Genomic DNA, 13,857 nt, shown 5'->3' on the forward strand with positions numbered 1-13,857 from the left:
ACGCCGGGCCCGATGGCTATTGCGGCGACGAAGACAACGGCCAAACCTCGGCCTGGTACGTGTTCTCCGCCATGGGATTCTATCCCGTGTGCCCCGGCACCGACCAGTACGTGCTCGGCGCGCCGCTGTTCTCCAAAATGACGGTGACCCTGCAAGACGGCAAGCAATTCGTGATCGAAGCGCCGGGCAACGGCAAATCGAATGTGTATACCCAAAACATTACGCTGAACGGGAAACCCCACAACACCAACTGGATCAGCCATTCGGCGATCCAGCAGGGCGGAGTGATGAAAGTGACGATGGGGGCGAATCCTAACAAACAAAGGGGCACAAACGAGTCTGCTTATCCTTATTCATTTACAACAACTGGAAAATAATCAAGATCCTGGAATAGTAGCAATCATTGCTATTTCATTGTTCACTGTAAATTCTGCATCCCGGTTCTCCGGGATGTTTTTTTTGCCCCTTACTTAACGGGCTTTGCACTCATGTGGAATACCAGCGTGCCACCGTCCATGATGTCGGCATGCGTAATGAAACGATCGATCGTACGCCCGTTCAGCACAGCTTTCTTCACATACACGTTTTTCGTTCCCTGGTTCACCGTCTTTACCCGGAAGGTGCGCCCGTTCTCTAGTTGAATATCCGCTGAAACAACCGTGGGGCTGCCCAGCGCGTATTCCGTGGAGCCCGGGCAAACAGGGTAGAAGCCCAGCGCGGTAAAGAGATACCAGGCGCTCATCTGTCCGCAGTCGTCGTTGCCGCCGAGTCCATCCGGCGTAGGTTTGTACATTTTTTCGATGATCATCCGCACGCGTTCCTGCGTTTTCCACGGCGCATCCGTCCAGTTGTAGAGATAGGCGGCGTGATGGGCGGGCTCGTTGCCGTGTACGTAATTGCCGATGATACCTTCGCGGGTGATGTCTTCCGTTTCCGCGAAAAACGCATCGGGGAGGTGCATGGTGAACAGGGAATCGAGATGGCCGGTGAATTGTTTTTTTCCACCCATCAGCCCTATCATTTCCGCCGGTGCGTGCGGCACATACAGGCTGTAGTTCCAGGCGTTCCCTTCAATGTACCCCTGCCCGTGCGTGCTCAGTACATCGAATTCCTTTCGGAAAGTTCCATCGCTCATCCGCGGCCGCATGAAGCCGGTGGAGGCATCGTACACATTACGGTAGTTTTCCGCGCGTTTTGAAAATTCGGCATACAAATCGTTGCGGCCCAGTTTTTTCGCTACCTGCGCGATGCACCAGTCGTCGTAGGCATATTCCAGAGTTTTGGACACGGATGAACTGTTCTTGTCTTCCGGCACATACCCGAGCGCCATGTAATACCCGATGCCGTCGTAGGGCTTGTAACGGGCGGTGGCGGCGCAGGCTTCGAGGGCCTGCATGGCGTCGTACCCTTTAATATTGCCTTTCATGATGGCGTCTGCGATGACCGACACGCTGTGGTAGCCGATCATGCACCAGTTCTCGTTGCCCTGGTGGCTCCATACCGGCAACATTTTGTGGACACTTTGATTATAATGTTCGAGCATCGACCTTACCATATCGGCGTTGCGGGCGGGCTGGAGGATGTTGAAGAGCGGGTGAAGGGCGCGATAGGTGTCCCATAGCGAAAAGGTGCTGTAGTTCGTCCACCCTTCCGCGCGATGGTTGTTCTGGTCGATGCCACGGTATTGGCCGTCAACATCGGCGTAAGTGGTGGGGCCGAGGTAGGTGTGGTAAAGCGCAGTGTAAAAATTGATGAGCCCGTCTTCGTCGTGCATTTCTGCTTTTACTTTAGAGAGCTCGCGGTTCCAGGCGTCGCGGCCCTGGCGGCGGACGGCGTCGAAGTCCCAGCCGGGGTTTTCGGCGCGGAGGTTGTTGACGGCACCTTCGGTGTTCACGGGCGACAGCGCCATTTTGATGGTCACCGCTTCGCCGGGTTGCGCGTCGAAGCCGAACCAGGCGCGGAGCTGGCGGCCGGCCATTTCGGGGAAGTTTTCGGTTTGGTTGAATTTGCGCCAAAAGCCCTTGTACACGTCGCTGGCCATGTTCTGGTGGCCGTACCGGCGGATGGGCCTGGAGAAGGTCATGGCGAAATACAACGTGCGGGTGCGGGCCCAGCCGTTGGTTTGGCGGTACCCGGTGATGAGGGTGTCGTTTTCAACCCGCAGGAACGTCCACACATTCTTGTTTGTGTAGTTATAGAGATTGGCCATGAGGTCGAGGACGATATGGGGGTTATCGCCGGAGGAGAAGGTATACCGGTGCATGCCGGTGCGGTTGGTGGCGGTGAGCTCTGCGGTGATATGATGGTCGTTTAGCAGTACCTTGTAATAGGCGGGTTCGGCGGTTTCGTTTTGATGGGAAAACCGGGAGCGGTACCCGGATTCGGGATGGCCGGCGGTGCCGGGGTTGAGCTGGACTGGGCCATTGGCGGGCATGATGAGGAAATCGCCCAGGTCGGAATGGCCGGTGCCGCTGAAGTGGGTGTGGGAGAACCCGGTGATGGTGGGATCGGCATACTGGTAGCCGGCGCAGTAGCGGTAGACGTCGGGGTTGTATTTCCCGTTCATTTCGTAAGGAATGGTGTCTGTGTCCGGGCTGAGCTGGACCATGCCGAAGGGGACGGTGGCGCCGGGATAGGTGTGGCCCATTTTGGCGGTCCCGATGATGGGCCTGACGTACCGGGCCGGGTCCTGCGCGATGAGGAGACCGGGCGCCAGCAGCGCAATGCATGTGGAGAATAAACGCATATGTATGGAGGAATTGATTAATTCTTTCAAATTTAAATCGTTTTAGCCTTCTTTAATAGTGGTGGAATGGAGATGATTTGTTAGATTTCCGTTTGAATTTTTTTTTTGGATGATACACCCTGCGGGGATGTAAAATCCATCTATTAATATAAGACCCGTTGGCTTATGGCTGAAAATTTAGATCATATACGGCATTTGTACCTCCAGAAACTGGCGGGTACTACGACCCCGAAGGAGGACGCCGAGCTGGAAGCGGCCATGGCGGACCCCCAGATCAAACAGATGTGCGACGAATTGTATGAACTGTACAACTCGCCGGAAATGATTGAGCTGCTGCGGGAGCGGCCTACCAACAAGCGGTGGGACGAGCTGGCCGCGCAGGCCCTGGAAGGGGCGGAGCGGTCGACCCGTACCATTCAGCTGTTTCGTTGGGTGGCTGCGGCGTCCGTGCTGGTGATCGTGGTAACGGTGATGTATTCCCGGTATTTCCATCATCCGCAGCCGGAAATTAAGGAGCTGGCGCGGCTGCAGCCGGAGTTTGCGTCCGACGAGGTGACGATCAACGTTGCCGGTGGCGAGCGGATTGCGCTGCGGCCCAATTCGTCGCGGCTGGTGGCGAACGTGAAGGTGAAGATGGGGGAGGACAAGACGCTCCGGTACGAAGACCCTTCCGGAACGGCCGACGGCTGGAACCAGCTGGAAGTGCCGCAAAGGCTGGATTGCCGGCTGGTATTGTCGGACGGTACCGAGGTATGGCTGAATTCGAAGAGTTCTATCCGTTTTCCTTTCACTTTTTCCGGCGACAGGCGGGAGGTAGAAGTGAGCGGTGAGGCATATTTCAATGTATCTCCTGATGCGGGGAAACCTTTTGTGGTGCAGACGCCGCAGGGGGAAGTGCAGGTATTGGGCACCACGTTCAATGTGAACACGTATGAGCCGGGTAAGGTGGTGACTTCGTTGGTGAGTGGCCGTATCCGTGCGGTGGGCGATGGCGGGACGGCGGAGCTGAAGCCGGGCCAGGAGGCAGTGTGGCGGGAGGATAGGGAGTTGGAGGTGACGGCGTTCGACCAGCGGGAGAAGTTGTCGTGGATGCAGGGGGTGTATTATTTCAAAAATGCTGATTTCCAGGAGATAGCGAAGGCGCTGGAGCGTTGGTATTCGCTGGAGCTGGTGGTGGACAAACCGGAGTTGGCGGCGTATGAGTTTGATGTGAAGCTGGACAAGAACAAGCCGTTGGAGGAGTTTATGGATGTGTTGCGTTTATCGGAGGGAGTTCGTTACCGGATTGAAGGGAAGAAGCTGTATGTATTCTAGTGTATTTCAGGACAATCAGGACCATATATTAATTTTTTCATTATGGAAAATTCATATTTGACGAACAGATTGCAGTTCATCTTCTTGACGGACAACCTGAGTTGGGAGGATTTCGTACACCGGGCCGGGGAGAATGGTTCGAATTTGCGGGAGGAGTTGTTGGATTTGCTGGATGAGTCGAGCGAGTTGCTTTCGCGGATCGGGTACCGGCTGGAGATCGTCAAGGACAGCGAGCATATTCTCTAACTTGTTTGTTAGTAATTCCCTGAGTTAACCATTATATTTGTTTTTGCGGAGTGCATGTTAGGCATGAACCAGGATCCATTGATTAACGCGAGATTAACAACTCGCTTTTTCTTGCATTCTATTTTTTCACTAAATTGAGTGAAGAAAAATTCCGTAATAGCATTTGATTGTACATGGGCTTCTTTTCCCGGGAAAAATTGTAAAAGGGATGAGGGGCCGATGTATTTTAACAATCTAAAAACAAGATGCGTATTATATGTCGGAAGCATCATTCACACCACATGAGCCTTCAGATGCAATGCATCAATTGATCTGTGATTTGTTCGCGCAATATCACAGGGCGTTGGTAACGGAGGCTGCCTACCTGCTGCAGAAGAAGAACCTTGCGGAGGCGGATGATGTGGTGATGGATACATTTGAAGTGATCATCAAGCGCTGCCACCTGGATAAGGTGGAGCCGGAGAAGTATAAAGCATATATATTCAGTGCTGTGCGCAATAATTGTCTCAGTGCGCAGCGGAAAGCGGAGACGGATAAACGGCGGAGGGACCGTTTCGAGGAAACGGAGCCCAGGTTTGAGACGGGAGAGCAACTGGAGCGGTGGGACACGCGCCGAGGGTTGCAGGATGCGATGAATTCTTTGCCGGGGCAACAACGGCTGGCGTTTGAGAAATCGTACCTGGAAGGGAAGCCGCACCGTCAGATCGCCGCAGAGATGGAATTGAAGCTGGAGACCGTGAAGAGCCACATCAAAATCGCGCTAAAGAATTTACGCAATCGCCTCAGGCATTTAAGATAATTGCCCCATGGTAGGGCCTATCAACTACACAAACACGTTAGCATGCTTAGACAAAAGCGAAAATCCTATTTTTGTAAATAGGATTTTTGGTTATTTTATGAGACTAATCCCCGGATTCCTGCATGGAACATCTCCATGTGAAAAGCACCCCGGAGTCTGCTGCCAGAACGAACGACATACAAACAACCAAAATTTGTAAAGACATTCGCATGGGGAATATTGCAGCGATTCTGGTTTATAGCTTTTTCACCTTCACCATGATATTCAGCGTGGCCGGTCCGGCCTGCGCCCAGGAGGGTACTACACCTCCCCAGCAAACGCTTCCCCAGGAGAAGACGTTTACGCTTTCCGGTACTTACAGCATCGAGGAAATATTCGATTTGATGGACAAGGAGACGGGTATATACGTCAACCGGTCGAGCAAGGTCATCGATTTCAGCCAGGAGGTCACCGTATATTTCCGCAAGACCCCGGTTGCGGAAGTGATGGATAAGGTATTGGGGGACCGGCTGGTGGACTGGACGTACCGCGGGGGTAATATCATCCTGTTCAGGAGCCAGCACCCCGTGCGGCTGAATAACGGGGAGCAATTGATCACGGTTACGGGGATGGTGATGGATAACGACGGGGTGGCGTTGCCGGGGGTAACGATTATGGTGAAGGGCGAGAAAAAGGGCGGGGTGACCAACGGCAGCGGTTTCTACAAGATTGAGCGGGTGCATCCGCAATCGGTCCTAATTATCAATTCCATCGGTTTCCTCAGCCGCCAGTACCGCCTCGACGGCGAGCACACGAAGAACTTCATCCTCGAACCCGCCGTTGCCCAGATCGAAGCCGTAGAGGTTACAGCGAACACAGGGTACCAGGTATTGAAGAAGCGCGAGACGCCCGGGGCATATAATGTGATTGATAGTACATTGATAAATAGGGCCGTAAGCCCAAATATTCTCGATCGTTTGGAAGGGATTTCCGGTGGTATTTTAGTAAGCAGAACACCTGGGACGATAAATTGGTTTCCTAAAACTCCCGATGGTGCTGATAATGGATTTTATATTAGAGGTTTCAATACTATTTCACCCAATAGCGTAAATCCTAATCCACTGATAATTTTAGATAATTTCCCTTATGAAGGTAATATAACAAACATCAATCCCAACGATATAGCTTCTATGACTATATTAAAAGATGCAGGGTCTACCAGTATTTGGGGGGCGAGAAGCGGTAATGGCGTAATTGTATTAACAACCAAGACAGGGAAGTATGGAGAGAAAATGAAAATCAATTTTAATGTGAGCATGTCACTTGGATTAAAGCCAAAATTGCATGATGATATTCATTTTATCGAGTCCAAGGATTACATTGAAATTGAAAGAACGCTTTTTTCTCAAGGATTCTATGAGCAAGACATTAATAATACTTTCAACAGACCAGCCATAACTCCTGTTGTAAGTTTATTGCTTAGAAACAGAAACGGGGAACTAAATAATCTTGAGCTCGAAAACCAGCTAAATCAACTTAAGTTGAACGATGTTCGGCGTGATTTCTCAGAACATGCATACCGTAATTCATTCGGAGAGCAATACTCTATTAACATACGTGGAGGAACCAAAGATTTTTCGTACTTCTTATCACTAGGGCACGACAGGGCCAGAACAAAGTTTGTTCGAAACTATCAGAACAGAACTAATGTTGTCTATAATAATATATTCAAACCTGCCAAGAACTTAGAGGTTAATGCTTATATAAATTATACGCAAAACAATTTACAGATTGGTAATAACGTCGCATTCAGAGGTGTTCAAAGTAAAAACGGGAGATCAGGAGAATTATACCCATATGCCTCTTTTACAGATAAGCAAGGGAATAAAGTGCCAGTAGTAAAGGATTATAATACATTGTTTACAGACAGTTTGCACCGACTGGGTTATTTGGATTGGAATTACTACCCATTGGATGAAATAAGTAATAACACGAACAAGAATACGCTTCAAAATCTTATCCTTAAAGCTTCAATTAATTATAAATTTCTGAGATTTTTTCAAGCAAGTTTATCCTACCAGAATCAGCGACAAATTATAAATGGGAACAATTACTATAGCGCTAACTCATACTTCACCAGGGACTTAGTCAATACTTTTTCAAGTTATAATATTGCTACTGGCAGAATAACTCAGCAATTACCAGCTGGTGGGATTATGATTAACGGCGATTATGACTGGAAAGCAAATAATGTGCGGGGGACGCTAGGGGTTAATCGTAATATCAAATCTCATGGTTTCAGGCTTTTAGTTGGTGGGGAAGTCCGTGAACTAGATGCAGAAGGTTCCGAAAGAGCACAGGCAGGCTATAGCGATATCAATGGTACTCCAGTTACAAATTTGAATACAAACATATTGTATCCGTTGACACCAGTCGGACAAGGTAAGTTAAATACGTTTTTAGATTTTGATGGCTCCACCAGCAGTTTTTTAAGTCGTTATATCTCATACTTTTCGGTATTGGAGTATAATTGGGACCAAAGGCTCGAATTAAACCTAATTGCAAGGAGGGATGGAGGGAATTTGTTTGGTGCCAGGACGAATCGGAAGTTTTCGCCATTCTGGGCTATTGCGGGAGGTTGGTCAGTTGATAAGGAAGAGTTCTGGAATGTAGATTTTGTGAATAGATACTACGGGTCTTCATATTTAACAATTAGTAGAAGTCCTGATGTAGATCCGTTAACTGGGCTACCTACTAGTGTGATTCTGAATCCCCCTAATGAAGACTTAAGATGGGAAAAATCAAAGATGCTGAACATTGGTAGTGATTTTTCGCTGTTTCAACAACATCTCGAGGGAAGCTTTGATTTCTTTACAAAGAAAAGTTTTGATTTAATTCAGAGATTCGATGTCGCTCCCCAAACTGGCTTTTCAACTGTTCAACTGAACTCAGCTCGAACGGTTACACGTGGAGGAGAATTGACTCTAAACGGAAATTGGAAGTTCAGTAGAAGTGTTGGGTGGCGTCCAAAACTTAATATTTCATGGATTTCCGATAAGCTGTTGGAATACGATCAGAAACCTACACGACAATCCGTAATTCTGTTGGATTCACGAATAGGTATGGTTAGACTACCTGGAAAATCAACAAAAGCCATGTTCAGTTATAAATGGGCTGGATTGGATGCGAAAACTGGGGATCCACAAGGCTATTTGAACGGTGAGGTTAGCAAAAATTACACTGCGATGCTTAATAATTTCCATACTGATTCCCTAGTTTACCATGGTTCCGCTTCTCCTAGAATATTTGGTAATGTCATGAATGATATCACCTATAAAAGGTGGAACTTGTCAGTTAATCTATACTACCGTTTTAAATACTACTTTCGAAAACCCGGATTGCCAATAAATTATTCGGATTTATTGAAGGGACCTCATCAAGACTTTTCGAAAAGTTGGAGAATGGCTGGTGATGAACGATACACCAATGTTCCATCAGTTAGTGTAGCGTATAATGATCTGCGTAATCAGTTTTATCAAAGATCGGAGGTATTGGTAGAGAAAGCTGATAATATTAGACTCCAAGATATCCGATTATCTTATACGGTAACGAACACTAAAGAGATATCTAAAGTAAAACAAATTGAACTTTATTCTTATTTAAGTAATGTTGGTATTATCTGGCGCGCCAACAAATTGGGATTGGATCCAGATTTACAATATACCGCAGTTTTGGAGAGTTATCGTATAAGACCTACCATTTCTATTGGTGCTATATTAAAATTATAGTCATGAGAATCACAGCTAAAATTTCAGTTGTAATACCTGCAATTCTTCTAATTTTATTGAGCTGTAATAAGCAAAATGAATGGCTTGATGAACCGAGGAAAAAGGAGGAGTTAACAATCAAGTCTGTCAAGGATATGCAGGAATTGTTGAATAACACTACAATTTTCAATACATCCATGCCTGCAATTGGGCTCATAGGTTGTGATAATATTTTGGTTAAGGATTCGGAATTGGGCCGTGTCAATGTAATTGAGAAGAATGCATATTTATGGACAAAGGACATATACGAAGGACAAATTTCAACTGATTATTTTACTGCATATAAAGGCATCGTTTATGCTAATGTTGTTTTGGAATCCTTAAAAAATTTGAAGATCGAAAGTAATGATCCAGCATCATACAGGCAAATATCAGGACAAGCTTGCTTTTATAGAGCATACATGTATAGCGAGCTTGTGAATTTGTTTTGCAAGGCATATAACTCTGCTACTGCGAATACTGATAAGGGGATTTGTATTAAGCGGAGTTCTGACGTTAATCAAATAGTACAGCGGTCCAGTGTTCTGGAGTGCTATTCGCAAATTTTGGAGGATGCGACTACTGCATCATCCTTGTTGGGAAAGACGGGTTTATTTACAACACAGCCAACAAAACTATCGGCTTGGGGATTGTTAGCCCGGGTTTACTTAAGTATGAATAATTATGAAAAATCTTTTCAATTTGCAGATTCAGTAGTTAAGAATAATACCCAGCTAATTGATTTTACCTTTTAGATTTCCGAATTTTAAAACTGGAAATTCGGAAGTTTTATTCTATGGCGAAGGCAATGGATATGTTTTGATTTTTCCAAATGAAGTGCCGGGTTATGGCGGTGTTGATACAGCTTTCTATCAATTGTATGATGATAATGATTTAAGAAAAGTGTACTTCTTCAAGAGAATTGATGATTCGTTAATTAAGTTCGTCGGTAGTTATACTGGAAGGGAAAAGAATTTTTCTGGAATTGCTATAAATGAAATCCTATTGATTCGTGCAGAGTGTAATGTAAGATTGGGTAGAATTAACGAAGGACTCAATGATCTAAATAAATTGTTGAGTTATAGATACAAGAGGGGGACTTATGTAGAATATCTGACTTCAGATGCTAATGAGGCTTTGGATATGATATTGCAAGAAAGGCGAAAAGAATTACCATTTACGGGACAAATTAGGTGGCAAGATCTAAGACGGCTTAATTTGGATCCTAGACTTGCCACTTCAATTCAACGTAGGTTTGGCTCTGTGAACTTAATTCTAGCGCCAAATGATCCAAAATATGTTTATCCGTTTCCACAGATTGAAATAGATAAGGCTGGTATTGAGCAAAATTTTAGGTGATTATGGATATGTACTGAGGATAAACGCGGCATTGGGTGCAACTTGAGCCCCATTTGTAAAGCCACTAAAGGAACTGAATGTACAAACGTATGTAAAGTCCTGTCCACCAGTGCAGAACATAGCCGGACTTGAAGCTGCAACATAGTACCAAGTATCATCTTGTGAAATGCCAGGTGCGCAATAGTAAGTTTGGCTGAGTCGTCCCCCATACGCCTGGACACCACCAATAATCAATGCAATTGCGATTAAGCTAATTTTGAGCTTTTTCATAATAATTCTTTTTTTTCTGTGAGAGCAATACGATACTTAGATTTAAAATAGATACAAATACAAGAGGCAGTTGCCTGCCGCTGCAGTTGCTAGCTGATAAAATTAAAGGGAATGGGAAAGTTGGCAAAAACAGTAAAGGAGAAAGCACTGTTGTGTAGATTCAAGACAGCTGCACCGTTGCAGGAGCTGTGTCACTTTGCATTCTATTAATCCGGAGAATGGTATAAATCGTTACGCCAAGAATTACCCCGTTGAAAATTAAATGCTCCGTCCATCCGAAGGCCTTCACAATACCCGCACAACTGCATGGAACGTGCGAAAAGAAATTCAATTGAATCATGCCGATATACACACTGAATACCCCCAGCAACACCGCCCCCATATACAATCCCCACTTCAACGTCCGCGCAGATATCATTAACCCGGCAATAACAAATTCAAGTATGGGCAAGCCCCAGGCCAACGGCTCCGCGAACATATCGTCGAACGGCTGCTCCTTCAACCGGAACCGCCATAAACTGATGTCCGCCAGTTTCACCACCGCGGCATAAATCCAAAATAGAAATAGGAAAAACACTATACCCTCAAGCAACCTCTTTTGCTTCATAGATACCCGGTTTAATTGCTGTTTAGATGCTTGTTTCTCTCGTGATGTAGACATTATTTAGCGTGGCATGAATCGTTCTCAGTCTGATGTGCATTCTCATGCCGTTCATGCTTCTATATGTAAATCTACTCTTCTAATTTTATTTTCCAATATCCGGATCGACAGATTTCTTTGCATTTTTTTCATTCGTACAATCCCGTCACTTCCGAACGTCTATCGGCGCCTGCTGATAATAATGCGAGAATACCCGCGAAAACCCCGCCGCAGAGCCGTATCCCACTTCCCACGCGATCTCCTGGACCGGAAGCCCCGTCTGCGTCAGCAGCCTGCGGGCTTTATCCAGCCGCAGATCCCGGATATAATCGCACAAATGCTGGTGGAACACGCGGTAATACCCGCGCCGCAACTGTGTGGGCTGTACGCCGAAATGCCTCGCCAGGTGGGAAATCGACAGCTTCTTATCGATGTTGTCTGCAATGTAGGATTTCACGCTGTTGAGCGTCTGGTAGTCGTTGTGGTAAACATCCATATCCTCCAGGCGGTATTGAACACCTGCGTTGTCGAGCGTATGGAAGAGCACGTCGAGCAGCAGCACCTGTCGTTTCAGCCGCCAGATATCGCCTTTCAACACCGGCTGGTAGATGCTGAGGAGCTGATCCCGCTGTGGTTGGCCCAGCGGGCCCGAGGGTGGTTGTGCATAGGGCGCCACGATCGACTCCTGGTTCATCAGCGATTGAATGGAAGGGGAGAGGAACAGGAAGAGAAAGCGGTGGCGGCCTTCGGCGAGCGCCAGGCGGTGGCTGTCGGGTTGCAGCCGGAGGATCTGGTAGCTGTCGGCTTCGATGTCCAGCGCGCCGCGGCCACGGGTGAGCAGGCGGGCACTGCCTTCGAGGTTGTAGAGCGCTACCGTGGCGGGTGAAGCGATCCTGACCATGAGCTCCTGCATTTCCAACTGCCGGGATTCGTATAACCATACCTGCAGATGCGGGTCGTGGAAGTATTGGGTGAGCATATCACCGCCAGAACTGCAGTTGTAATGGGCAATGGCTTCATGGATAAGGCTTTCGTAGTATTCCGGGGGGATTTTCATGGTGAACTCATAGTCCGTCCCCTGCAGGATTCCTGCGGATGTTTTCATTGGCATGGATGTACGCGGTTTATTGTAATGAACAGATACGGTGTAGTTGTGCGATACGATAAGCGTGGATGGTATAATGAAATTATCTACTGAAACAATACTTCTACATGAAAGGTTGTGCACCGTCCCGATTTCGGTATGTCACTGGTTCGTCAGCAATCTGGCGGCGATTTCCCTGCTGAAAAGGCGCGTTCGCTGATGGAATGTCTAAAAGTCCGGGTTTGAAATGGCGGTTCCGGTGGATTTGTTCATCCGGCGGACCGGCGTGCGTTGCAGGCGGCGGCGCTCTGTCATCGGCTTTTCAGTTCTCGGTGAACGGTGGGGCGCCGGGGCGGAGCGGGCCGTATCTTGTGCCCAGGCTATCCGTTCAATGCAGAAACCAACCATCAAGCAGGCCGCGGGCCGGTCTTAGTTGCTACTCTATATTGTGCGGACGGGCAATACCCGTTCCCGGAAACAAAAATCAACCTGTCATAACCGCAAGAAAGCAGCCATACCGGGCATCCTTCGGGGGTGCCCTTTTTTTGAAGCTACAGATGGCTGAAAAGATTTATATTTATCCGAATAACCGACGAACCATGAGATCCCGTACATTATTTTTCCTGTGCCCGCTGCTGCTGCTGGCTTTCGTTGCGACGGCCCAGAAAATCGACGTTTCCTCCGGCAAGATCAATGCGCTCAAAGGCATCGATACCTTCCATATCATATATAAATACGATAAACTGATGGTGGGGGATTTGGGGAGAGAAGCGAATTATATCCGCAAGAAAAAAGCCGACGCCGAAAAAAGGGCTCCCGGGAGCGGGTACGCCTGGGAAGAAATGTGGGTTGGCGATAAATCGAAGTTCTACGAGCCCCAGTTCCTGGAATCCCTCCGGAAATTTTCGGAAAAAGAGATAGGCGAGCATCCGGCTACCCGCTATCAGTTGATTTTCAGTTCTATTTATATCGAGCCCGGGCAGTCGGGGATCATCCGGAAGTCCGCCAGGCTGAAGGGCACCGTAACGGTGATGGATACGCAGACCGGAAAAGCGGTCGTGAAAATCCAGATCGATGAGGCGGCAGGCGAAAGCAGCGCGCCCGACAACGGGACCGGCGGCCCCCGCATCGGCGCTGCCTATGCCCGTGCCGGGAAAGAGCTGGGGAACTACCTCCGCCAGCGGCTCGACTAATCCACTTTCTTCAGTTGCCGGCGGATGTTTTCCTTATGCTGGGTGCCCCATTTCCGGAGGGCATCCACCACTTCGCCGAGCGTATTGCTGTAATCGGTGATGCAGTATTCCACAAGCACGGGCGTGGTGTCGTGCACCCGGCGGGTAACGAACCCGTTGAGCTCCAGTTCTTTCAGTTCATGGGAAAGCACCTTCGCCGCGATGCCAGGCACCGTTTTCTGCAATTCGTTGAACCGCTTGTTGCCCGAACTGAGGGCTACGATGATCGGCAGCTTCCATTTGCCGTGCAACACGTACAACGCATCCTGAACCGCAGATAATGCCGTGCAGGTTTCCCATTCTGCCGAAATTGTTTGTAACTTTAACATAGCCCTGTTGCTTTTTAACGACCTCGAAGTACCATTAAACTTACCTCAAAGTA

The 13,857-nt window shown here is 47.9% G+C and carries 13 protein-coding genes; 8 read left to right on the top strand and 5 right to left on the bottom strand.

Annotation, left to right across the window (positions count from 1 at the left end):
- Nucleotides 1-377, top strand: a 377-nt coding sequence (locus Q0510_RS18200) for a glycoside hydrolase domain-containing protein (RefSeq protein WP_298715052.1), incomplete at its 5' end; no start/stop codon positions are given.
- A gap of 89 nt (nucleotides 378-466) precedes the next feature.
- Here Q0510_RS18200 and Q0510_RS18205 read toward each other — a convergent pair.
- Complete coding sequence (locus Q0510_RS18205; protein WP_298715053.1) at nucleotides 467-2,776, bottom strand: GH92 family glycosyl hydrolase; 2,310 nt, start codon at nucleotides 2,774-2,776, stop codon at nucleotides 467-469.
- Between the two features lie 135 nt (nucleotides 2,777-2,911).
- Between Q0510_RS18205 and Q0510_RS18210 the strand changes: the two genes are divergently transcribed.
- From Q0510_RS18210 to Q0510_RS18235, 6 genes are all read left to right on the top strand, one after another.
- The gene (locus tag Q0510_RS18210; protein WP_298715055.1) at nucleotides 2,912-4,060 is read left to right on the top strand and encodes a FecR family protein; all 1,149 of its coding nucleotides are present in this window, start codon (nucleotides 2,912-2,914) and stop codon (nucleotides 4,058-4,060) included.
- Between the two features lie 57 nt (nucleotides 4,061-4,117).
- Nucleotides 4,118-4,306 carry a hypothetical protein gene (locus Q0510_RS18215; RefSeq protein ID WP_298715057.1) on the top strand — a complete coding sequence of 63 codons (189 nt, stop codon included), beginning with the start codon at nucleotides 4,118-4,120 and terminating at the stop codon, nucleotides 4,304-4,306.
- Nucleotides 4,307-4,625: 319 nt separating this feature from the next.
- Nucleotides 4,626-5,105 carry a sigma-70 family RNA polymerase sigma factor gene (locus Q0510_RS18220; RefSeq protein WP_298715059.1) on the top strand — a complete coding sequence of 160 codons (480 nt, stop codon included), beginning with the start codon at nucleotides 4,626-4,628 and terminating at the stop codon, nucleotides 5,103-5,105.
- 122 nt (nucleotides 5,106-5,227) lie between these two features.
- Nucleotides 5,228-8,872: a TonB-dependent receptor plug domain-containing protein gene (locus Q0510_RS18225; protein WP_298715062.1), complete on the top strand. Its 3,645-nt coding sequence runs from the start codon at nucleotides 5,228-5,230 to the stop codon at nucleotides 8,870-8,872.
- Nucleotides 8,873-8,874: 2 nt separating this feature from the next.
- The gene (locus Q0510_RS18230; RefSeq protein WP_298715064.1) at nucleotides 8,875-9,645 is read left to right on the top strand and encodes a RagB/SusD family nutrient uptake outer membrane protein; all 771 of its coding nucleotides are present in this window, start codon (nucleotides 8,875-8,877) and stop codon (nucleotides 9,643-9,645) included.
- Nucleotides 9,629-10,249 carry a RagB/SusD family nutrient uptake outer membrane protein gene (locus Q0510_RS18235; RefSeq protein WP_298715066.1) on the top strand — a complete coding sequence of 207 codons (621 nt, stop codon included), beginning with the start codon at nucleotides 9,629-9,631 and terminating at the stop codon, nucleotides 10,247-10,249. The genes Q0510_RS18230 and Q0510_RS18235 overlap by 17 nt, the downstream gene beginning before the upstream one ends.
- On the opposite strand, the gene Q0510_RS18240 is transcribed toward Q0510_RS18235, so the two are convergent.
- The 3 genes from Q0510_RS18240 to Q0510_RS18250 all read right to left on the bottom strand — a co-directional run bounded on the left by Q0510_RS18240 (nucleotide 10,250) and on the right by Q0510_RS18250 (nucleotide 12,264).
- Entirely contained in the window at nucleotides 10,250-10,519 is a 270-nt protein-coding gene (locus Q0510_RS18240; protein WP_298715068.1) for a hypothetical protein, read from the bottom strand. It lies immediately after the preceding gene.
- 160 nt (nucleotides 10,520-10,679) lie between these two features.
- A complete protein-coding gene (locus tag Q0510_RS18245; protein WP_298715070.1) occupies nucleotides 10,680-11,126 on the bottom strand; it encodes a MauE/DoxX family redox-associated membrane protein in 447 nt (148 codons plus the stop codon).
- 199 nt (nucleotides 11,127-11,325) lie between these two features.
- A complete protein-coding gene (locus tag Q0510_RS18250; RefSeq protein ID WP_298715072.1) occupies nucleotides 11,326-12,264 on the bottom strand; it encodes an AraC family transcriptional regulator in 939 nt (312 codons plus the stop codon).
- A gap of 578 nt (nucleotides 12,265-12,842) precedes the next feature.
- Between Q0510_RS18250 and Q0510_RS18255 the strand changes: the two genes are divergently transcribed.
- Complete coding sequence (locus Q0510_RS18255) at nucleotides 12,843-13,436, top strand: hypothetical protein (RefSeq protein WP_298715073.1); 594 nt, start codon at nucleotides 12,843-12,845, stop codon at nucleotides 13,434-13,436.
- Here the strand turns inward: Q0510_RS18255 and Q0510_RS18260 are convergent.
- Entirely contained in the window at nucleotides 13,433-13,804 is a 372-nt protein-coding gene (locus Q0510_RS18260; protein WP_142679022.1) for a helix-turn-helix domain-containing protein, read from the bottom strand. The genes Q0510_RS18255 and Q0510_RS18260 overlap by 4 nt on opposite strands.
- Nucleotides 13,805-13,857 lie beyond the last annotated feature (53 nt).

The sequence above is a fragment of the uncultured Chitinophaga sp. genome, from assembly GCF_937874145.1.
Classification (GTDB): Bacteria; Bacteroidota; Bacteroidia; order Chitinophagales; family Chitinophagaceae; genus Chitinophaga.